Annotated in this window: 9 protein-coding genes, 1 tRNA gene and 1 pseudogene; 1 reads left to right on the top strand and 10 read right to left on the bottom strand. The window is 74.5% G+C overall.

Annotated features, from left to right (window positions below; all coding sequences use genetic code 11):
• Positions 1–35: 35 nt before the first annotated feature.
• The 3 genes from ACFVFS_RS10005 to ACFVFS_RS09995 all read right to left on the bottom strand — a co-directional run bounded on the left by ACFVFS_RS10005 (position 36) and on the right by ACFVFS_RS09995 (position 11,932).
• Complete coding sequence (locus ACFVFS_RS10005; protein ID WP_380622143.1) at positions 36–1,295, bottom strand: cytochrome P450; 1,260 nt, start codon at positions 1,293–1,295, stop codon at positions 36–38.
• On the bottom strand, positions 1,285–10,797 hold the full coding sequence (locus ACFVFS_RS10000; RefSeq protein WP_380622141.1) for an amino acid adenylation domain-containing protein: 9,513 nt from the start codon (positions 10,795–10,797) through the stop codon (positions 1,285–1,287). Before ACFVFS_RS10000 ends, ACFVFS_RS10005 begins: the two co-directional genes overlap by 11 nt.
• Positions 10,798–11,047: 250 nt before the next feature.
• Positions 11,048–11,932, bottom strand: a complete 885-nt coding sequence (locus ACFVFS_RS09995) for a sterol desaturase family protein (RefSeq protein ID WP_380622138.1) — start codon at positions 11,930–11,932, stop codon at positions 11,048–11,050.
• A 357-nt stretch (positions 11,933–12,289) separates the two neighbouring features.
• On the opposite strand from ACFVFS_RS09995, the gene ACFVFS_RS09990 reads away from it, so the two are divergent.
• A complete protein-coding gene (locus tag ACFVFS_RS09990; protein WP_380622135.1) occupies positions 12,290–12,973 on the top strand; it encodes a hypothetical protein in 684 nt (227 codons plus the stop codon).
• On the opposite strand, the gene ACFVFS_RS09985 is transcribed toward ACFVFS_RS09990, so the two are convergent.
• From ACFVFS_RS09985 to ACFVFS_RS09955, 7 genes and pseudogenes are all read right to left on the bottom strand, one after another.
• On the bottom strand, positions 12,950–13,456 hold the full coding sequence (locus tag ACFVFS_RS09985) for a nuclear transport factor 2 family protein (protein WP_380622133.1): 507 nt from the start codon (positions 13,454–13,456) through the stop codon (positions 12,950–12,952). The genes ACFVFS_RS09990 and ACFVFS_RS09985 overlap by 24 nt on opposite strands.
• A gap of 153 nt (positions 13,457–13,609) precedes the next feature.
• Positions 13,610–13,686: transfer RNA gene (locus tag ACFVFS_RS09980), tRNA-Thr, on the bottom strand.
• A gap of 79 nt (positions 13,687–13,765) precedes the next feature.
• Complete coding sequence (leuE, locus tag ACFVFS_RS09975; protein WP_380622130.1) at positions 13,766–14,434, bottom strand: leucine efflux protein LeuE; 669 nt, start codon at positions 14,432–14,434, stop codon at positions 13,766–13,768.
• 68 nt (positions 14,435–14,502) lie between these two features.
• Complete coding sequence (locus ACFVFS_RS09970; RefSeq protein WP_380622128.1) at positions 14,503–16,167, bottom strand: alpha/beta hydrolase; 1,665 nt, start codon at positions 16,165–16,167, stop codon at positions 14,503–14,505.
• 82 nt (positions 16,168–16,249) lie between these two features.
• Positions 16,250–17,443, bottom strand: coding sequence for a hypothetical protein (locus ACFVFS_RS09965; RefSeq protein ID WP_380622126.1), 1,194 nt, complete (start codon positions 17,441–17,443; stop codon positions 16,250–16,252).
• Positions 17,444–17,666: 223 nt separating this feature from the next.
• Positions 17,667–18,878 carry a DNA polymerase III subunit delta' gene (locus tag ACFVFS_RS09960; protein WP_380622359.1) on the bottom strand — a complete coding sequence of 404 codons (1,212 nt, stop codon included), beginning with the start codon at positions 18,876–18,878 and terminating at the stop codon, positions 17,667–17,669.
• 200 nt (positions 18,879–19,078) lie between these two features.
• Positions 19,079–19,792, bottom strand: a pseudogene (locus ACFVFS_RS09955) (hypothetical protein); the annotation flags it as partial.

The following is a 19,792-nucleotide window of genomic DNA, read 5'->3' as shown; positions in this document are numbered from 1 at the left end:
CTTCCTCGGGGTGGTTTCCTCGGGGTGGCGGTCCGTCACCAGGCCACCGGGAGCGCCCGCAGGCCGTTCACCATGGCGTCCTCCTTCCAGCGCAGCTCGCGCTCGGGGACGGCCAGCCGCAGGCCCGGCAGCCGGGTCAGCACCTGCTCGATCGCCACCTGGAGCTCCAACCGGGCGAGGTGCGCGCCGATGCAGTAGTGCACGCCGTGGCCGAAGCCGATGTGCGGGTTGGCGGGCCGGTCCAGCACCAGCCGCTCCGGCTCCTCGAACACCTCCGGGTCCCGGTTGGCGGCGGCGGTGGCGATCATCACCGCCTCGCCGGCCCGGATCACCACCCCGCCCAGCTCGACGTCCTCGGTGGCGTACCGGGGCAGGCTGAAGCCGGTGAGCAGCGGCACGTAGCGCATCAGCTCCTCGACGGCCCTCGGGATCAGCTCGGGCCGCTCCCGCAGCCGCGCCGACTCCTCCGGGTTCACCAACAGTTGGTGGAAGAAGTTGCCGATCTGGTTGGTGGTGGAGACGAAGCCGGCGATCAGCAGGTCGCAGGCGATGGAGAGCAGCTCCTCCTCGCTGATCAGCCGCTGCTCCCGGCAGGCCCGGACCAGCGTGGTCAGCAGGTCCTCACCGGGCTCGCGGCCGCGCAGCTCCAGCACCCCGGCCATGTAGTCGATGAACGCCTGCCCGTCGACCGCCAGCACCTCGCCGGGGGTGACGGCGGAGAGCACCGTCTCCGCCCAGCGCCAGAGCATCCGGTGGTCCTCGGCCGGGATGCCGAGCACCTCGCAGATGATGGTGGTCGGCATCGGGATCGCGAAGTCCTCGACCAGCTCGGCGGGTTGCCCCTTGGCGAGGATCCCGTCGAGCAGCTCGTCGGCCAGCTCCCGGGCCCGCGCCCGCAGCCGCTCGACCCGTCGGGCGCTGAACTCCTTGGCCACCAGGGAGCGCAGCCGGGTGTGCTCGGGCGGCTCGGTGGAGAACAGGCCGGCCCCGGTGCGGGCCACCGGGCGCATCCGCGGCTGGTCCTCGCCCATCGCGGCGGCCAGACTGAACCGCGGCTCGCCGAGCACCGTCCGGACGTCCTCGTAGCGGGTGACCAGCCAGGCGCCGTCGCCGTACGGCATCCGGATCCTGACCAGCGGCTGCTCGCGCAGCTCGGCGTAGCGGGGGTCGAGTTCGAGGCCGTTCGGCTCGAAGGGGTAGGTCAGCGGGGAGTGCCGGCTGAGCATCGGCGGATCCGTCTCTCGTGCGGGGGCGGGCAGGCTCGGGGCCCGGCCCTGGGTCGTCTCAGGACGCATGGGGGGCGACTCCGGTGAGGATCGACCGGGCGAGCCCGGCGTTGTGGGCGATGAACTCGCGGTCGAGCATCTCGGCATGGGTGCCGAAGCCCTTGAAGACCGCCGTCCGGGTGGCCGAGCTGCCGTGCCAGGCACCGTGCTGCCCGGCCTCGTACAGCGCCACCTTCTCGTCGTCGGAGATCACGCTGAGCGCGGCGGCGACCACCCCGAGGTTGGGCGTGCGGCTGCAGAACCGCAGGTAGTCCCGGGCCTGTTCGCGGGTCTCCTCGGCGACCGCGGCCGAGCCGGTGTGCCGCTGGAGGTGCTCGGCCAGCTCCCGCTCGAAGGCCTGCAGGTGCTCGTCGGCGAGGTCGAAGGACTCCGGGATCCGGTGCGAGTCCATGATCACCACATTGGGCACCGCCCGGCCGCGCCGCTCCAGCTCCTTGGCCACCTCGAAGGCGAGGTTGCCGCCGAGGGAGTAGCCGAGCAGGGCGCACGGCCCCTCCGGCTGGAGCGCCTCGACGAGGTCCGCGTACCGGTCGACCTTGTCGTCCCCGGTCACGTAGTTGAAGGCGACCGTCCGGTACTCCGGGAGGTGCGCCGCGAACTGCCGGTACACCAGCCCGTGGCCGCCGGCCGGCGGGAAGCAGAACAGCGTCTGCTGCTGCTCCTGGTTGAACCAGAGGTACGGCTGGGCGCCCTCGATCCGGCCGGTGATGATGTGCTCGACGGTCTTCGCCATCCCGTGCAGGGTGGTGACCTTGAAGAGCCGGCTGACCGGGATGCTGATGTTGAGCTCGGCCTGCAGCCCGTGGATCAGCTCGATCAGCTTGATCGAGGAGCCGCCCGACTCGAAGAAGTCGTGCTGGAGGCCTGGCTCCTCGATGCCGAGCAGCGCCCGCCAGTGCTCGGCCATCCGGACCTCGTAGAGGGTGACCGGCGGCTCCGCGGCCTCCGCGGCGTCCGACCGGGGCTCGGGCAGCGCCGCCGTGTCCACCTTGCCGTTGGCGGTGAGCGGCAGCGCGGGCAGCTCGACGAAGTGCGTCGGGATCATGAAGGTCGGCAGGTATCCGGCCAGGTGGCGGCGGAGCTCGCGGTGGTCGAAGGCCCGCCCGGGGGCCGGGACGCAGTAGGCGCAGAGCACGTGCTCGCCGTCCCGGTCGGGCCGGACGGTGACCACCGCCCGCTCCAGCTCGGGCCAGTCGGCGAGCTGGGTCTCGATCTCGCCCAGCTCGATCCGGTGGCCGCGGACCTTGATCTGCGAATCGGCCCGGCCGAGCAGGTGCACCCCGCCCCCGGTGTCCCAGCGGGCGAGGTCCCCGGTGCGGTAGAGCCGGACGGGCTCGGTGCCGTCGGGGCCGCCGAGCGGCCGGGCGGCGAACCGGTCGGCGGTCTGCTCCTCGTCGCCGAGGTAGCCGAGCGAGACGCCGGAGCCGCCGATCCACAGCTCCCCGGTGACGCCGGGCGGCACGGGGCGGCCCTGCGCGTCGAGCAGGTAGAAGGCGCTGTTGGGGAACGGCCGCCCGATCGGGACCATCCGGCCGGGCTCCAGGCCGTCCGCCGGGCCCTCGAAGTACGCGCTGTCGATGGTGGTCTCGGTGAGGCCGTAGGAGTTGACCAGCCGGGTGCGGGGCCCGCACAGGGCGGCCAGCCGCTGGTACTCCTCGACCTTCCAGACGTCCGAGCCGACCACCAGCAGCCGCATGAACGCCAGGTCCTGCCCGGTGCGCTCGCAGTGGTCCAGGACGGTGCGGACCACCGCCGGGACGAACTCGGCGGCGTCCACCCGCTCGGTGCGCATCACCTCGTACAGCCGGGCGGTGTTGAACAGCAGCTCCCGGCCGACCAGCACCAGGGCGCCGCCCGAGCAGAGCGCGCGGACCACGTCGCCGGTGAAGACGTCGAAGGAGGTGCTGGCCATCTGGAGGTGGACCCGGGCGTCGGTGTCCAGCCGGTACTCGGCCTGCCAGGCCCGGTAGGCCGAGGCGAGGTTGCCGTGGGAGACCCGAACCGCCTTGGGCCGGCCGGTGGACCCGGAGGTGTAGATGACGTACGCGGGGTCCTCGTGGGACACCGCCGCGTCGGTGAACCCGCCGTCCGACCCGTGCTCGGCGGTGTCGTGCTCGGCGGTGTCGAGTTCGGCGGTTTCGAGTTCGGCGGTGTCGAGTTCGGCGGTGTCGAGTTCGGCGGTGGTGACCAGCCGGGCGGGCAGCGCGCCGAGCCGCTCGGCGTCGTCGCCGACCAGCAGGGCGGCGCCCGCGTGCCCGACCATGTACGCCAGCCGGTCCACCGGGTGCCCCGGGTCCAGCGGCAGGTAGGCGGCGCCGGTGCGGAGCACCGCGAGCAGGGCGGTGATCAGCTCCGGCGACTTCGGCAGGCAGAGCGCCACCACGGTGCCCGGCCCCGCGCCCAGCGCCCGCAGCCGGGCGGCGGCTCGTCCGGAGCGCTCGGCCAGCTCGCCGTAGGAGAGCCGGGCGGTCGGGCCGGACTCGGCCGGCGCGGCCACCGCGGGTGCCGCCGGGTCGGCCGCCGCCGCGCGCAGCACCAGCTCGTGGACCGGTTCCGGGAACGGCACCTGCCGGTCGGCCCCGCTCCACTGCCGCAGCACCACCGCGCGCTCCTCGCCGCCGAGCAGCTCCAGGCCGGTGGCGGCCCGCTCCGGGCCGGCCGTGGTCAGCGCGTCGAGCAGGTTGACGTAGTGGCCGGCCATCCGGGCCATCGTGGCGGGCAGGAAGAGGTCGGTGTTGTACTTGAAGACGCAGTGGAAGCGGTGCTCCGCCTCGTCCTCGTAGGCGGACAGGGTGATGTCGAACTGCCCCTCCTCCTCCGGGAGTTCGATGTACTCCAGGTGGTAGCCGTACTTCTCGGTGGCCACCTTGTGGTGGAGCAGGATGAACATCGCCTGGAACACCGCCGAGCGGCTCGGGTCGTGCTGCAGCCCGAGCTTCTCCACCAGCAGCACGAACGGGTACTCCTGGTGGTCCAGCCCGCCGAGCACCGTGGTCCGCACCCGGTCCAGCAGCTCGGCGACGGTGGGCGCGCCGGCCAGCGAGACGTGCAGCGGCAGCGGGTTGACGAAGTAGCCGTAGACGCCCGCGAACTCCTCGTCGGTGCGGCCGGTCACCGGGCTGCCGACGATGATGTCGTCCTGGCCTGCGTAGGCGTGCAGCAGCAGGTAGTAGGCGCTGAGCAGCACCATGAAGACGGTGACGTTGTGCGTGCGGGCGAGCGCGTGCACCCGGGCGCTGAGCTCCTCGTCCAGGACGAAGAACTCGGAGGCGCCGTTGTGGGTCTGCACCGCCGGGCGCGGCCGGTCGGTGGGCAGGCTGAGGATCGGCACCTCGGCGGGCAGGTGGCTGCGCCAGTACTCCAGCATCCTCGGCGCCTCGCGGCCGGCCAGGAAGGCGTTCTGCCGGTTGAGGAAGTCCAGGTAGCGGGCGGCCACCGGGGGCAGCTCGGGCGCCCGGCCGCGGCGCAGCCCCTCGTAGACGGCGAGCAGCTCCTCGATGAAGGTGAAGGTGGAGATCGCGTCCGAGATGATGTGGTGGACGGCCTTCATGATCACCCAGCGGGCCGGTCCGCGCCGGAACAGCCGGAACCGCACCAGCGGGTCCCGCTCCAGGTCGTACGGCTTGCGGTACTCGCGGACGATCATCGCGTGGATGTCGTCCCAGGCCAGGCCCTCGACGTCGAAGACCCCGAAGTCCGGCTCCACCGCGGCGGAGACCCGCTGCACGGCGCGCCCGCCGTCCAGCACGAAGTTGGCCCGCAGGCTCGGGTGGCGCTCGACCATGGTCCGGAAGGCCAGCGCCATCAGCTCGGGCTCCAGCTCCACCCGGACCTCGACGGCGCCGCCGATGTTGTAGGCGAAGCCGTCCGGGTTGAGCTGCTTGAGGAACCAGAGCGCCTTCTGGTTCTGCGTCAGCGGGTGCGCCGTCTCGTCCTCGTAGCGCTCGACCTCGGCCGCGCCCGCGCCGTCCGGATCCTCGTCCAGCAGCTCGGCCAGCGACTCGTGCAGCCGGGCGACCAGCTCCGCCACCGGGGTGTTGCCGAGCAGCGCCACCACCGGGAGGGTGACGCCGAGTTCGCTGCTCAGCCGGGCCCGCAGCTCCATCGCGAGCAGCGAGTCCAGGCCGAGGCCGCCGAGGCCGGCGGCGGGGTCGACCTGCTCGGCCGGAACCCGCAGCACGGTGGCGGCCAGCGTCGTGAACCGCTCGGTGAGCAGGACCCTGCGCTCCTCCTCGCCGGCCTCCCGCAGGGCGTCCAGCAGGCCGGTCCGCCCGGCCGCCGGGACGGCCTCCCGGGCGGCCGCGGCGAGTTCGGCGACCAGCGGCGGCGGCGCCGGGTACCAGGAGAGGAACACCGGCCAGTCGACGACGGTGGCGACCAGCAGTTGGGCGCGGTCCTGGCCGAGGACCCGCTCCAGCACCGCCATCCCGGTCTCCGGGGCGAGCGAGCTCATGCCCCGGCTGTGCCGGTAGTGGTCGATGAGGCCGAGCTCCTCGATCATGCCGGTGGCCCACGGGCCCCAGTCCAGGCTGAGCGCGGGTAGGCCGAGGGCGCGGCGGTGGTGGGCCAGGGCGTCCAGGAAGGCGTTCCCGGCGGCGTAGTTGGTCTGTCCGGCGGTGGTCAGCAGCGAGGCAATCGAGGCGAACAGCACGAAGTGGTCGAGCGGTTCGCCGGCCAGCTGCCGGTGCAGGGCGAAGGCGCCGAGCACCTTGGGGCCGTAGACGGTCTCGAAGGTCGCCCGGTCCAGTTCGCCGACCAGGGTGTCCCTGACCTGCCCGGCGAGGTGGAAGACGCCCCGGATCGGCGGCCGGTCCAGCCGCCGGTACTCGGCCAGCCAGGCGGCCAGCGCGGCCTCGTCGGTGACGTCCAGCGGCGCCGGGACCGGCTCGGCGCCGAGCGCCTCCAGCTCGCGCAGGAAGGCGGCCCGCTGCCCGGCCGGGCTCGCCGGGTCGAGGTCGCGCCACCGTTCGCGCGGCGGCAGCGGGCTGCGGCCGACCAGGATCAGCCGACGGGCCCCGCGCTTCACCAGGGTGCGGCAGAGCAGCCGTCCGAGCGCCCCGAACGCCCCGGTCACCAGGTACGCCGCGTCCGCCCGCAGCCGCGGCGCGAGCGGCCGGCTCAGCCCCTCGGCGGTCCGCAGCCGACTGGTCAGCCGCCGGCCGTCGCGCAGCGCGATCTCGTCCTCGTCGGCGAGCGCGAACTCCCGCAGCAGGGCCTCGGCTTCGGACTCCGCCCCCGGTCCGGCCGCGCCGCCCTCGCCAGGGCCGAGGTCGATCAGCTTCCCCCGGTGGGAGGGGAGTTCCTGGTGGCGCAGCACCCGGGTGATGCCCCAGGCCGGGGCCGCCAGGGGTTCGACGAGTTCGCCGGGGGTGACGCACTGGGCGGAGCGGGTCACCACATGGAGCCGGCAGTCCGGGAGTTCGGCGGCCAGCAGGGCGGCGATGACGACCAGGCTGTAGGCGCCCTCGGCCGTGTGGCCGGCGACGGCGGCGTGGTCGGCCCCGGCCAGCCCGGGCCGGTCGAGGTTCCACAGGTGGACCACCGCGGCCGGGTCCGGGGCGCCGGCCGCCCGGCGGTCGGCGAGCAGCCGGGCGAGGTCCTCGGCCGAGCCCGGGCCGACGACGGCCGGGCCGGCGACGTCGGCGGGCCGGTAGCCGGGGCCAGGGCGGACCAGCAGGCAGCTGCCGCCGCGGGCGGTGATCCGCGCTGCCAGGGCGTCCGCGACACCACCGCGGTCGGCGAACAGCAGCCAGTGGTCGGGGTGTTCGGCCGGCAGGTCGAGGGTGTCGCCGTCGGCGGCCGGCAGCTCCGCCCAGGCGGGCTCGGCGAGCCAGCCGTCGATGGTGCCGAGGCCGACGGCGGTGGCGGCCCGCTCGACGTCGGCGGCCCGGAAGCCGGTGATCCCGCCGAGCGGCGCACCGGACTCCTCGTGCACCGCGAGGTCGCCGACGAGTTCGCCGCCGGCGTCCCGGGTGACGGTGGCGTGCACCCAGAGCGGGCGCTCGCCGACCGCGTCCAGCCGGACCTCCGCGATCGCCACCGGCAGCCGGATGCCCGCCGACCCGGGCCGGCCGTCCAGCAGTTGGGGCGTCAGCAGGGTCTGGAAGAACGCGTCCATCACCACCGGATGCACCTGGTGGTGCTCCCCCTGCCCGGCGACCGGCGCCGTCGGACGGATCCGGGCCAGCGCCTCGCCGGGCCCGATCCAGACCTCCTCGATGCCCTGGAACGCGGGGCCGTAGTGGTAGCCCAGCGCCGCGAGTTCGGCGTAGCAGTCGGGTCCGTCGAGCCGGCGCAGGGCCCGTCCGCGCACCGCCTCGGCGTCCAGCGGCCGGCCGGCCCGGCGGCGCTGGGCGGGACGGACCGTGCCGACCGTGTGCACGGTGCGCTCCTCGCCCTCCCCGGTGGCGACGGTGAACGAGCCGCGCTCGGCGCAGAGGGTGAGCCGCACCGCGCGGCTCTCCTCGTCCGGCAGGAACAGCGCCTTGCGCAGCTCGATGTCGGCCAGCGCGGCGTCCGTACCGCCGGTGAGCGCGCGGACCGCCTGGACGGCCATCTCCAGGTACCCGGCGGCCGGGAAGAGCACGTCGCCCTGGATCCGGTGGTCCTCCAGGTAGGGCAGGGCCTCGGCGTCCAGCCGGGCCTCCCAGGCCGGTTCGGCCCCGGGCAGCCGGCGGCCGAGCAGCGGGTGGTCGAGCCGCCCGCTCCGGACCTCCTCGACGGGCCGCGGCTCCACCCAGTGCCGGTCGCGCCGGAACGGGTAGCGCGGCAGCGGGACGATTCGTCCGGTGGGCTGGAGTTCCGACCAGTCGACCGCCACACCGAGGTTGTGCAGTGCGGCCAGCGAGGCGGTGAAGACGGCCCGCTCGTCCTCCTGGCGGCGGATCGAGGGCAGGGTCCGCACCTCGGGCCGGTCCGCCGTCCCCGGGTGGGCCTCCACGGTCTCCTGGATCGAACGGCCCAGCACCGGGTGCGGGCCGATCTCCAGGAACAGCCCGTAGCCGTCGTCGGCCAGCCGCTCCACGGCCTGCCGGAAGCGGACGCTGTCCCGGACGTTGTGCCACCAGTACTCGGCGTCGAGTTCGGTGCCGTGCGCGGTGCCCTCGCGACCGGTGAGGTAGAGCGGCACCTGCGCCGGACGGGCCTTGAGGTCGGCCAGGGACTCCAGCAGCTCGTCCTTGATCAGCTCCATCCGGGCGCTGTGGTACGGGACCTCGACGGTCAGCGGCCGGGCGAAGACCTGCTCGGCGGTGAGCGCGGCGGCGAGTTCGGCCAGCACCTTCTCGTCCCCCGCGAGGGTGAGCGAGGCGGGACCGTTGACGGCCGCGACCGAGACCGCGTCCCCGTACGGGCGGAGCCGGCGCAGCGCCTCGGCCTCGGTGAGCGCGACGGCGAGCATGCCTCCGGTGCCGGCGAGCCTCTGCTGGAGGCGGCTGCGGTGGACCACCACCTTCACCGCGTCGGCCAGGTCGTAGACACCGGCCTCGTGGAAGGCGGCGGCCTCGCCGGTGGAGTGGCCGACGATCGCGTCCGGCCGCACGCCCCGGCTGCGCCAGAGCGCGGCGAGGCCGATCTGGACGGCGAAGTTGGCCGGCTGGGCGAGCCAGGTCTCGGCCATCCTGGACGCCGCCTCCTCGGCGGCGAGTTCGTCGATCAGCGACCAGCCGGTGAGTTCGGCGAGGTGCTCGGCGCACTGCTCGACGGCCTCCCGGTAGACGGGCTCGGTGGCGAACAGCTGACGGCCCATCGCCCACCACTGCGGGCCCATCCCGGTGAAGACCCAGGCCAGCCGGCGGTGCCGGGCCTCCCGGCGCTGGTCGACGAGGACCCGGGGGTGCGGCTCGCCGCGCAGGTGGGCGTCGAGCGCCTCGTCGAGGGAGGCGCGGGCGGCGTGCTCGCGGGCGTCGTAGACGATCGAGAGCCGGGCGTCGTGGTGCTGGCGGCGGTGGGCGAGGGTGTGGCCGAGGTCGGCCGGGCGAACCGGGCCGCCGCCGCGGACTCCGGCCAGTTCGGCCCGGATTCCGGTGGCCAGTTCGGGCAGCGCGGCGGCGTCCCGCGCGGTGAGCGGCAGCACCGTCCAGGCGGGCGGGCCGGCGGCCGGAGCGGCGCCGAGGACGGGATCCGGATCCGCGGGGGCCGCCGGCTCCGGCGCGGCCTCCAGCAGGACGTGCGCGTTGGTGCCGCCGAAGCCGAAGGAGTTGACCCCGGCCCGGGCCGGTCCCTCGTGGGCCGGCCAGGGGGTCGGCTCGGTGGGGATCTCGAACGGCAGGGCGGCTGCGTCGATCGCCGGGTTGAGCCGCTCCAGGTTGATGTGCGGCGGGATGGTCCGGTGCTTCAGGGCGAGCGCGGACTTGATCAGCCCGGCCAGGCCGGAGGCGGACTCGGTGTGCCCGATGTTGGTCTTGACCGAGCCGACGTAGCAGGTGTCGCCGGGGCGGCGGCCGATGGCGAGCGCCCGGGCCAGCGCGTTCGCCTCGATCGGGTCGCCGACCGGGGTGGAGGTCCCGTGCGCCTCGACGTACTGGAGGCCGCCGGGGGTGATCCCGGCCTCGGCGCAGACCCGTTCGATCAGCGCGACCTGGGCGTCCGGATTGGGCACGGTGATGCCGTTGGTCCGGCCGTCCTGGTTGACGCCGCTGCCGATGACCACGGCGTGCACCGGGTCGCCGTCCCGCAGGGCGTCGGAGAGCCGCTTGAGCGCGACCACGGCGACGCCCTCGGCCCGGACGTAGCCGTCGGCGGCGGCGTCGAAGGTGCGCGAGCGGCCCTGCGGGGAGAGGAAGCCGCCCTTGGTCTCGGCGATGGTGTACTGCGGGGCGATGTGCAGCAGGGTGCCGCCGGCCAGGGCCAGGTCGGTCTCGCCGCGTTGCAGGCTCTGCGCGGCGAGGTGGACGGCGACCAGGGAGGAGGAGCAGGCGGTGTCGATCGAGACGCTGGGGCCGCGGAAGTCGAAGCAGTGCGAGATCCGGTTCGACACCATCGTCATCATCGTGCCGGTGGCGGTGTGCGCGGCGAGCGTCTCGAAGGAGAGGTCGGAGAACTGGACGATCTTGTAGTCCAGGGTGAACGCGCCGACGTAGACGCCGACCTCCCGGCCGGCCAGCTCGGCGGGCTTCTGCCCGCCGTCCTCCAGCGCTTCCCAGGCCACCTCCAGCAGCTTCCGCTGCTGCGGGTCCATGTGGTCGGCCTCGCGGCCGCTGATACCGAAGAACGCCGGGTCGAACTCGTCGAAACCGTCGATGTAGCCGCCGCGGCCGCCGACCAGCCGGCCCGGCTTGGCCTTGTCGCGGCTGCCGAGGGTGGTCACGTCGTAGCGGCTGCGGGGGGTGGGGGTGATGCAGTCCTTGCCGTCGACCAGGTTCTGCCAGAACGACCGGTGGTCGCAGGCCCCGCCGGGCAGGCGGAGGCCGATCCCGATGATCGCGATCTTCTCCCGGCCGGCGGCGGACGGGCCGGCGGGTGCGGGGCGTTCGGAGAGGTCCGGGGAGGTGACGAAGCGGGAATCCGTCATGCGAGTCGAGTCCTTGGGTCGCTGCGTTCGCGCGTGCGGGCGGGGTGCGGGAGCGCCGCTCGCGCCGGGGGACACGGGCCGTGCGCCGGTTCCGGGCAGGCCGGAGGTCGGGTCGGCCGGAGGGACGAGCCGGTCGGGAGGAGGGGTGGTCGATGCCGGAGCCCCGGATGCGGGAGCGTCGGGTTCTGAGGCGTCGGCGTGCGGGCGGGTAGGGGGACGGAGGCATCGGGTGCGGGCAGGGAAGGTCAGGTCAGATGAGGTCGAGCCGGTCGGGGGGTCCCTCGGCCCGGGCGGGCCTGCGCCAGGCCTGGAGGTGACTGGCGACCACCCGGCCGGTGGCGGGGAACCCGCCCGGATCGGCCAGCCCCACCGCGACCGGGCGGCGACCCGGCCGCCAGGTGAAGCTGCCGAAGGCGTGGTCCCACACCGAGAGGTCGGAGCCGTAGTGGCCGGCCTCCTCCAGGTCGGTGCTGTGGTGCAACCGGTGCTGCTCGGGCCCGGCGAGCACGTGGTTGAGCGGCCCGAGCCGGACGTCGATGTTGGCGTGCACGAAGTAGCCCTGGGCGACCACGAACAGACCCACCACGAACACCGCCGGCTCCGAGAACCCGGCCAGCGCCAGCGAGAACTGGACGCAGCCCTGGGTGAGCAGGACGTCCAGCAGGTGGTTGACCCCGTTGTTGCCGACGTTCACCTTGTCGGGCACGTGGTGCACCCCGTGCAGCCGCCAGAGTCTCGGATCGGTGTGGCACCAGCGGTGGACCAGGTAGTTGGCCAGCGAGCCGAGCAGCAGCGCGGCCGGGATCTCCACCCAGAGCGGCAGCGCCCCGCGGGGCGGGGCCGCCCAGCCGACGAGCGCGGACACCGGCACCTGGGACAGGGCCCCACCGATCATCGTCAGCATGAAGTAAACGCCGTACCAGCCCCACTCGCGTGCACTCGGCGACCACTCCGGTTCGTACGGAATCAACTGTTCGAGCAGGGCCATGTACCCGATCGTCCCGAGCAGGAACAGCTGGTTCGCCCGACCGAGGTCCCACCGCATCCGCAGGGTCGCGGTCGATATCACGACCAGCGCCACCAGCAGGAACGGGTAAGCGCCATGGCGCAGCGCGATGCGAAAATGCCCACCCATGACGCCCCCCTTCATGACCCGCGGTCGAACGATCACCGAAAGTGTTCGTTCAGATACTAAGGGCGTCCGGAACGCATGGCGAGGCATTTTCGAGGGGAATCATGGAACTCTCGATTTGTCTTATGATCTGCGAACAAGCAATTCACCGGAAAGAGTGAACATCCAGCCCTCGACAGACGCGAATTGCCAAGAGATCGGAGCAGTTCAACACATCATCATTCCGGCGCGTTCGATACTTTCGCGCGGCCCGAGGCCGCCGCACCACCCCGTAGGCGCCGCCCCGCGGATTCCCCGGTCCGCCGGTCGTCTGATATCACTGACGGTTCGCCGCAGGCACCACAGAACGGAACCCTCCCCTTGTCGACCACCCGGCCCCCCGCCCCCGGGAGCGGCGGCCCGCTGCTCGCCGGCTACTTCGTGTCGGTCCCCGAACCGATGACCGGCACGGGCCTGCGGCTCGAACGGCTGACCACGGCCTGCGACTGCCTGGCCGACCGGCTCCCGGAGGACGGCTCCTGGTTCGCCACCCCGCAGGACGCCCTCGACGCCTGCGCGACGGTCCCGGTGCCCGCCGCGGCGAGGCTCTACGCACTGCTGATCCCCGCCGAGCACACCGCCGGCGTCGTCGCCGACATCCGCGCGGCCGGCGAGTACGAGCCGGTACTGCTCGCCCACCTCGACCCCCCGCCCGGCACCGGAACCGCCCAGGAGCCTGCCGACGGCGGGCACGAACTCGGCTGGGAGGTGCTCGGCTACGACTACGGCATGATCCACAGCTGGCTCTGCAACAACCTCCACCAGGACGCCGCCCGCGAACTCGGAGTCACCCCCGACGACCGCGGCCTGCTCCCCTCCCGGGAACCCGCCGAACGCCTCGCCGCCTGGGCAAACGCCCGCGACGACACCAAACCGGTCACCTGGTTCCCGGCCGCCCTGGTCGAGTGGGACACCCCGGTCGAGGGCAACGGCGCCCCGCCCGCCCCCGTGCCCCCCTCCCCCGCCCCCTGGTGGAACCGCCTACTCGGGCTCGACCACCCCTGAACCACCCGCGCGCGCCGCCCGGAACGGACCGGGCTCGCCCACCGGCTCGGCGACGGCCTCGCCGACCCCCTGCCCGCCGAGCCTCTCCAACACCGCCTCCAGCAACCCGGTGTCGCAGTAGACGTGCAACTCGGTGATCCTCCCCCACTTGATCCGGACCACGTGCACCCCCTGGTTGGAGTACTGGTTGCCCTCCCGGTCCGTGAGGTGGTCGACCCACTCGACGAAGGCCACCGTGTCCCACGGTAAGCCCTTGGCGACGACCTTCTTCAACTCGAACCGCAGATCGGGCATCACCTCCGCCAGCCGGTCGTACCATCGCTGGATCTGCTCGGCACCGTGCCGCCCCCCGGACAGTGCGTGCCCACCGGAGAACCAGTGCTCCGCACCGGGGGCGAACTGCCGCACGACGGCCGCGTAGTTGCCGCGATCGACCTCCGCGAACGACTTCCGGAGGTTGCGCCGGACAATGGCGTGATACACGCTTCCACCCCTGGTCGTATCGGTGACGCCCGCAATCAGTGACGGCCCGTCAGCACACTACGACACCCCCGCACCCGGCGACGGAAGCACCGGAATCACTCCGCCCGCAACACCAAAGAACCCCAGGCCGACGGAGCGGCCTGGGGTTCTCGATGGAGCCGCCTGCGGGATTCGAACCCGCGACCTACGCATTACGAGTGCGTTGCTCTGGCCAACTGAGCTAAGGCGGCACCGTTGCCGGAAGTCCTGGCAACGCGGGCCAGTCTACACAGGTTGGCCGGTGATCCGTAACGCGATGGCCGGTGGGGGTCAGGCGGAGGAGACGGCGAGCTTGGCGGCGAAGCCGGCGAAGAGGGCGGCGACGCCGCTGGTGAGGCCGGCGGAGAGGCGCTTGCGGCGGCGGAAGGCGGAGGCCAGGGAGGTTCCGGCGAAGATCAGCAGGGAGAGGTAGAGGAAGCTGAAGGCCTGCAGGATGCCGCCGAGGAGGGTGAAGGAGAGTACCGGGCTGCTGTAGGAGGGGTCGACGAACTGGGTGAAGAAGGAGAGCAGGAAGAGGATGGCCTTGGGGTTCAACAGGCTGATCACCAGGGCGCGGCGGAACGGGCGCTCGGTGGGCTCGGCGGACTCAGTGGACTCGGCGGGCGACGCGGCGGCGGTCCCGGGGGCGGTCCGGTGCTCGCGCCAGAGCTGGCGGGCGGCGCGCAGCATGCCGATGCCTATCCAGAGCAGGTAGGCGGCGCCGCCGAACTTCACGACGGCGAAGACGGCCGGGTTGGCCTCCAGGAGGGAGGCGGCGCCGAGCGCGGTCAGGCTGATGAGGGTGAAGTCGCCGACGAAGACGCCGGCGGCGGCGCGGTAGCCGGTGCGCACGCCCTTGCGGGCGGCGACGGACAGCACGTAGAGGGAGTTGGGGCCGGGGAGGAGGACGATGACGAGGGCGCCGAGGACGTACGTCGCCAGGTCGTTGACTCCGAGCACGGTGGGCTCCGGTGGGGATGGGAGAGCGATGAGGGGGCGCTCATCCTAACGTCGTACCGGACACTTCCTCAGTGCCCGCAGCGCTTCCCGTTCTCCGGCGCCTCGCCGGCCAGCAGGTAGTGGTTGACCGCGCCGTCGAGGCAGGCGTCGTGGCGGCCGTACGCGGTGTGGCCGTCCCCGTCGTACGTCAGCAGCCGCCCGGACTCCAGCTGCCCGGCCAGCGACTGCGCCCACGCGTACGGGGTGGCCGGGTCCCGGGTGGTGCCGACGACCACGATCGGCGCGGCACCGGCGGCCCGGACGGTGTGCGGTACGCCGGTGGCCCGGACCGGCCAGTAGGTGCAGGTCAGCGCCATCCAGGCCATGTCCCGGCCGAACCGCGGCGAGGTCCGCTCGAACTCCGGCACCGCCTTCGCGGCGTCCTCGGGACCGGCGAACGGCGCGGGCAGGTCGAGGCAGTTCACCGCCATGTTGGCGAACATCAGGTTGGGGTAGCCGCCGTCCTCCGTCCGTCCGTAGTACGCGTCGGAGAGCTTGAGCAGGCCGGTGCCGTCGCCGCCCTTCGCGTCGGCGAGCGCGGTGCGCAGCCGGGGCCAGAGGAAGTCCGCGTACATCGACTGGATGACGCCGGTGGTCGCCTGCGCCTCGCTGAGCCGACGGGCGCCGTCGGCGGTGGTCAGCGGGTGGGCGTCGATCGCCGCGAACAGGGCCGTGAGCTGCTCGCCGGCCTGCTGCTCGGTGCGGCCGAGCGGGCAGTCCGCGCGGGCGGCGCAGTCCTTGGCGAAGGCGGTCCAGGCGGTCTCGAAGCCGCCCGCCTGGGTGCGGTTGCCGGCCAGTGAGTCGAGCGAGGGGTCCATCGCCCCGTCGAGCACCATCCGCCCGGCGCGGCCCGGGAACAGGCCTGCGTAGGTCGCGCCGAGGAAGGTGCCGTAGGACTTGCCGACGTAGTTGAGCCGTTCGTCGCCGAGCAGGGCGCGCAGCACGTCCAGGTCGCGCGCCGCCTCGACGGTGCTCAGGTGGCCGAGCCGGGCGCCGGACCGCTGGCGGCAGCCCTCGGCGAACTCCTTGGCGGCGGCCACCAGGGCGTCGACCTCGGCGGGGTCGTCGGGGGTGATGTCGACGGCGGTGTACGCGTCCATCCGCTCGCCGCTCAGACAGGTGACCGGGGAGCTGCGGCCGACCCCGCGCGGGTCCAGGCCGACCAGGTCGTACCGGGCGCGCACGCCGGGGTCGTACGTGCGGGCCGCGGCCTCGACGTACTCGACGGCCGAGCCGCCGGGGCCGCCGGGGTTGAGCAGCAGCGAGCCCAGGCGGCCGTCCGAGGAGCCCTCGGCGACGGCCGGGGCCCGGACGGCGGCCAGGGTGAGGTCGCCGTCCGCCGGACGGTCGTAGTCCAGCGGCACCCGGAAGGTCGTGCACTCGTAGCCGTCGTCGCAGGACTGCCAGGCGAGCCGCTGCCCGTAGTAGGGGGCGAGCGCGGACGGCACCGCGGCGGGCAGCGACTCCAGCGGGGTGGCCGGCGGCGCGGACGCGGCCCCGGACGGCGCGGCGAAGCCCGGCGTCCCGCCGCCGGACGGGGCGGCGGCGGTCTCCGAGGTCGCGGCCCCGGGCGTCCCCGCCCCGCCGGCCGAGCAGCCGCTCGCGACCAGTCCGGCGGCCGCCAGCAGCGCGGCCGCCACCGCCGCTCCGCCGCGCGCCCGCGTCGGGGCTTCCTGCCGCCTGTCGGCCCGCATCCGGGATCCCCTCAGCCGTTCACGCCCGGTGGCCCCACTGCCACCCGGAGTACCGGAAGCGTAATGCCGTGGGTGGGCGCGCTCAGGACGCCTTGCCGAGCGCGTCGCCGAGGTACTGCGCCGCCTGCCGGACCAGCCGGAGCCTGATCCGCTCCGCCGAGTAGTCCGTCGCGTTGTCGGAGATCCGCACCTCGGCCCGGGCGGCGGCGCCGGTGCCGCCGCGCAGTGCCGACTGGAGCTTGCGGGCGGCGTCCAGCCCGGCGGTGTCGGCCTTCCCGGCGGCGAGCAGCAGCCTCGGGGTCCCGGTGGCGGGCGCCTCGGCGCCGGTGCGGACCAGCGCGGCCGCGTCGTACCGGCCGGAGACGGCCGCCGCCGCGCCGTAGAGGTCCGGGCGGGCCAGGCCGGCGGCCGCGGCGCAGGGCGCCCCGTCCTCGACGCCGAGCGTGCCCCAGGCCGCCGGGCCGGGCGGCAGGGTGCGGAAGGTGGCCGCGATCGTGGTGCGCAGCGCGGCGTCGTCGGCGACGGCCATCGGGGCGGCGGCGACCAGCTCGCAGGGGTGCGCGGTGCCGTTCGGCGCCTCGGGGGCGACCAGGATGAACGGCTTGGACCTGGCGCTCTGCACGGCCGAGGCGAGGCCCTCGAACACGTCCGGGACCTCGGCGTCGGCGGTCTTCCGGGGGGTGGCGGCGTGCATCACGACGACCGGGAAGCGGGCGTTCGGGTCCTTGGCGTACTGGGCGGGCAGCCAGACCCGAACGTTGCGCGGGTGGCCGTCCGGACCGGGCACGGCGGACTGCAGCAGTTCGCCGCCGCCCGGGTGGCCGACGCTGTCGAACCGGCTGACGACCGGCGCGGGGGACGGCGTCGGCACGGCCGGGGCGCCCGCGGCGACGGCGTCCTCGGGCCCGACCGGCGGGGCCGCCTGCCGGCCCCCGCCGAGGCCGGCGGCCCCGGCCTCCACTCCGTCGAACCGGTCGGCGAACGACCCGTACGAGCCCGCCGGACCGAACGGACCGTCCGGGCCGGCCGCCCCGTCGGCCCCGCCGCCGCCCAGCGCGCCGAAGGTGCCCAGCGCCGTCAACAGCGTCAGCACGGTCACGCAGACCCCGCAGACCATCGCCCCGGCCGCCCGCACCAGCATCGGCCGCTGCTCCCCGGCCAGCTCGTACGTCGCGGCGGCCCGCAGGTCGCGCCAGCGCAGCAGCGCGCCGCGGGCCAACCAGACGCCGCCCCCGGCGGCGGCCAGCAGCGGGACGAGCAGAAGCGAACGGACCATGGGACGCACCACCTCGGAGGAGGGCCGGTCGACCGGTCGGGCCCGGCACCGTAACGGGGACGCGACGGCCCCGGCGGTGGGGCGCAGTCGGCCCCCAGCGTGCAAGACGATCCGGGGTTCGCACAGGCGTGTGCCCGGCGCGTAACGCACGTTCACTCGAAGGTGGGATGCCACGGGGGGCGAGCAGGCCGAACGGACGCGCCGTCCGCACCGCACCGGCGGCTCAGCCCGCGCGCAGCGCCACGGTCATCGCCTCGACGGCGAGCAGCGGGTCGACGTTGCGGTCCAGCGCCCGCCGACAGGCGAGCACCGCCTCGATCCGGCGCAGCGTGGACTCCGGCGGACCGGCCTGGGCGACCCGGTCCAGCGCCTGCCGCTGGTCCTCGTTGGCCAGCACTCCGGTGGAGCCGAGCTGGAGCGCCAGGACGTCCCGGTAGAAGCCGAGCAGGTCGAGCAGGGCGACGCCGAGGGTCTCGCGGCGGGTCCGGGTGGCCCGGCTCTTCTGCCGCTTCTCCAGTTCCTTGACCGCTCCGGCCATGCCGCGCGGCGCCTTGCCGCCCTCGGCCGCGCCGTACGCGGCCTTGAGGTCGTCGGTCTCCTTGGCGTCCTGGGTCTCCGCGAGCGCCTCGGCGTCGGCCTTGGCGGTGTCGACCAGGCGCTGGGCGGCGGCCAGGCAGCCGCCGATGTCGCCGACCTCCAGCGGGATCCGCAGCACGTCGGTGCGGCGGGTGCGGGCCTGCTCGTCGACGGCCAGCCGGCGTGCGCGGTCGACGTCGCCCTGGCCGGCCAGCGCGGCGAGCCGGGCGGTGTGCGGTTCGACGCCGTCGCGCCGCACCAGCATGTCGGCGACCGCGTCGGCCGCCGGAGTGCGCAGCACCAGCAGGCGGCAGCGGGAGCGGATGGTCGGCAGCACGTCCTGCACCGAGGGGGCGCAGAGCAGCCAGACGGTGCGCGGGGACGGCTCCTCCACGCCCTTGAGCAGTGCGTTGGCGGCGGCCTCGGTGAGCCGGTGGGCGGCGTCGACCAGGATCACCGACCAGCGGCCGCCGGTCGGGTAGCTGGAGGCGCGCAGCACGAGGTCGCGCATGTCGCCGACGCCGATGGACAGGCCGTCGGTGCGGACGTACTTCACGTCGGCGTGGCTGCCCGCGAGGACGGTGTGGCAGCCGTCGCAGAAGCCGCAGCCGGGCGTGCCGCCGAGCGCGAGGTCGGGGCTGGTGCACTGGAGCGCGGAGGCGAAGGCGCGGGCGGCGGTGGTCTGGCCGGCCCCGGGCGGCCCGGTGAACAGCCAGGCGTGCGTCATCAGCGAGGCGTTGCCGCCCGCCTGCGGCTCGGCGCCGCGCCCGGCACCGACGATCGCCCCGGCCGCCCGGGCGGCGGCGGTCAGTTGCTCGACCACCCGCTCCTGGCCCACCAGGTCGTCCCAGACGGCCACTGCTGCTCCCAAGCTCGCTACGGACCTGCCGCCCCGCCCGTACCGGCGGCGGCGGGAACCGGGACCGGCCGGGCGCGCCGCGCCGACCGCCTCTCCCGCTCCCGCCGTCGAGCATACGTGGCCGCTACGACGGTCCCGGGCCGCGCGGGAACCCGGCCGGGCACCGGCCGGGTCCGGTCGGCGGCCCGGCCGCGGTGCCGTCAGCCCCGCCGGCCCCAGCGACGGCCCTTGCCCTTGCCGCCGTCCTGGCCGCCCTGATCGGACCGGCCCTCCGGAGCGCCCTGGCCGGACCGGCCGTCCTGGCGGCCCTGGCCGCCGGCACCATCCGGACGGGGACGGTCGTCGTGACCCCAGCGGGCCCACTCCTCGCGCGAGCCGAGCAGGGTGTCGGTCAGGCTCGGCAGGTCGTCCAGCGGGGTCTCCTCGGCCCAGTCCGGGCGCGGCCGCGTGTCCTCGGCGGGCGGGTCCTGCCGCGGGTCGACCACCGGGAGCTCACGGGTGCGCTCCACCGGGCGCTCCTCCGCGACCGCCCGCTCGCCCTGCCGGCGGGCCGGGGGCGCCTGATCGGCCGGGGCGCCCGAACCGATCCTCGGCAGCACCGCCGTCCGGTCGGCGGCCTCCGCCGGGATCCGCGGCAGCACCGCCGTCTCGTCGGCCGACGGCCCGGCCGGCGCGTCCGGCACCACCGGAAGCTTCGCCGTCGCGGTGAGGTCCGCCGCACCGGTGCCCCGGCCACGCAGCGAGAGCTCCTGCGTCGCCTCGTTGCCGAGCCCGGTCCGCGGATCCGTCGGCCCGGTCCGCGGATCCGTCGGCCCGGTCCGCGGATCCGTCGGGCCGCGATCCTGCACGGCCCGCAGCTCGGTGGTCGCCGCGTCGTCCGGCGCACCCGCTCCCCCGGCCTCGGCGCGCTCCCG

Origin of the sequence: Kitasatospora sp. NPDC057692 (assembly GCF_042799475.1) — a bacterium.
Taxonomy (GTDB): domain Bacteria; phylum Actinomycetota; class Actinomycetes; order Streptomycetales; family Streptomycetaceae; genus Kitasatospora.
Note: the sequence above shows the minus strand (reverse complement) of the source record. Positions and strands in the feature narration are given on the sequence as shown.

Bases quoted from the DNA above. Each gene is read 5' to 3' on its own strand.
- ACFVFS_RS09970 (WP_380622128.1), bottom strand. From the start codon at position 16,167: ATGCGGGCCGACAGGCGGCAGGAAGCCCCGACGCGGGCGCGCGGCGGA.
- ACFVFS_RS09995 (WP_380622138.1), bottom strand. From the start codon at position 11,932: ATGGGTGGGCATTTTCGCATCGCGCTGCGCCATGGCGCTTACCCGTTC.
- ACFVFS_RS10005 (WP_380622143.1), bottom strand. From the start codon at position 1,295: ATGCGTCCTGAGACGACCCAGGGCCGGGCCCCGAGCCTGCCCGCCCCC.
- ACFVFS_RS09965 (WP_380622126.1), bottom strand. From the start codon at position 17,443: ATGGTCCGTTCGCTTCTGCTCGTCCCGCTGCTGGCCGCCGCCGGGGGC.
- ACFVFS_RS10000 (WP_380622141.1), bottom strand. From the start codon at position 10,797: ATGACGGATTCCCGCTTCGTCACCTCCCCGGACCTCTCCGAACGCCCC.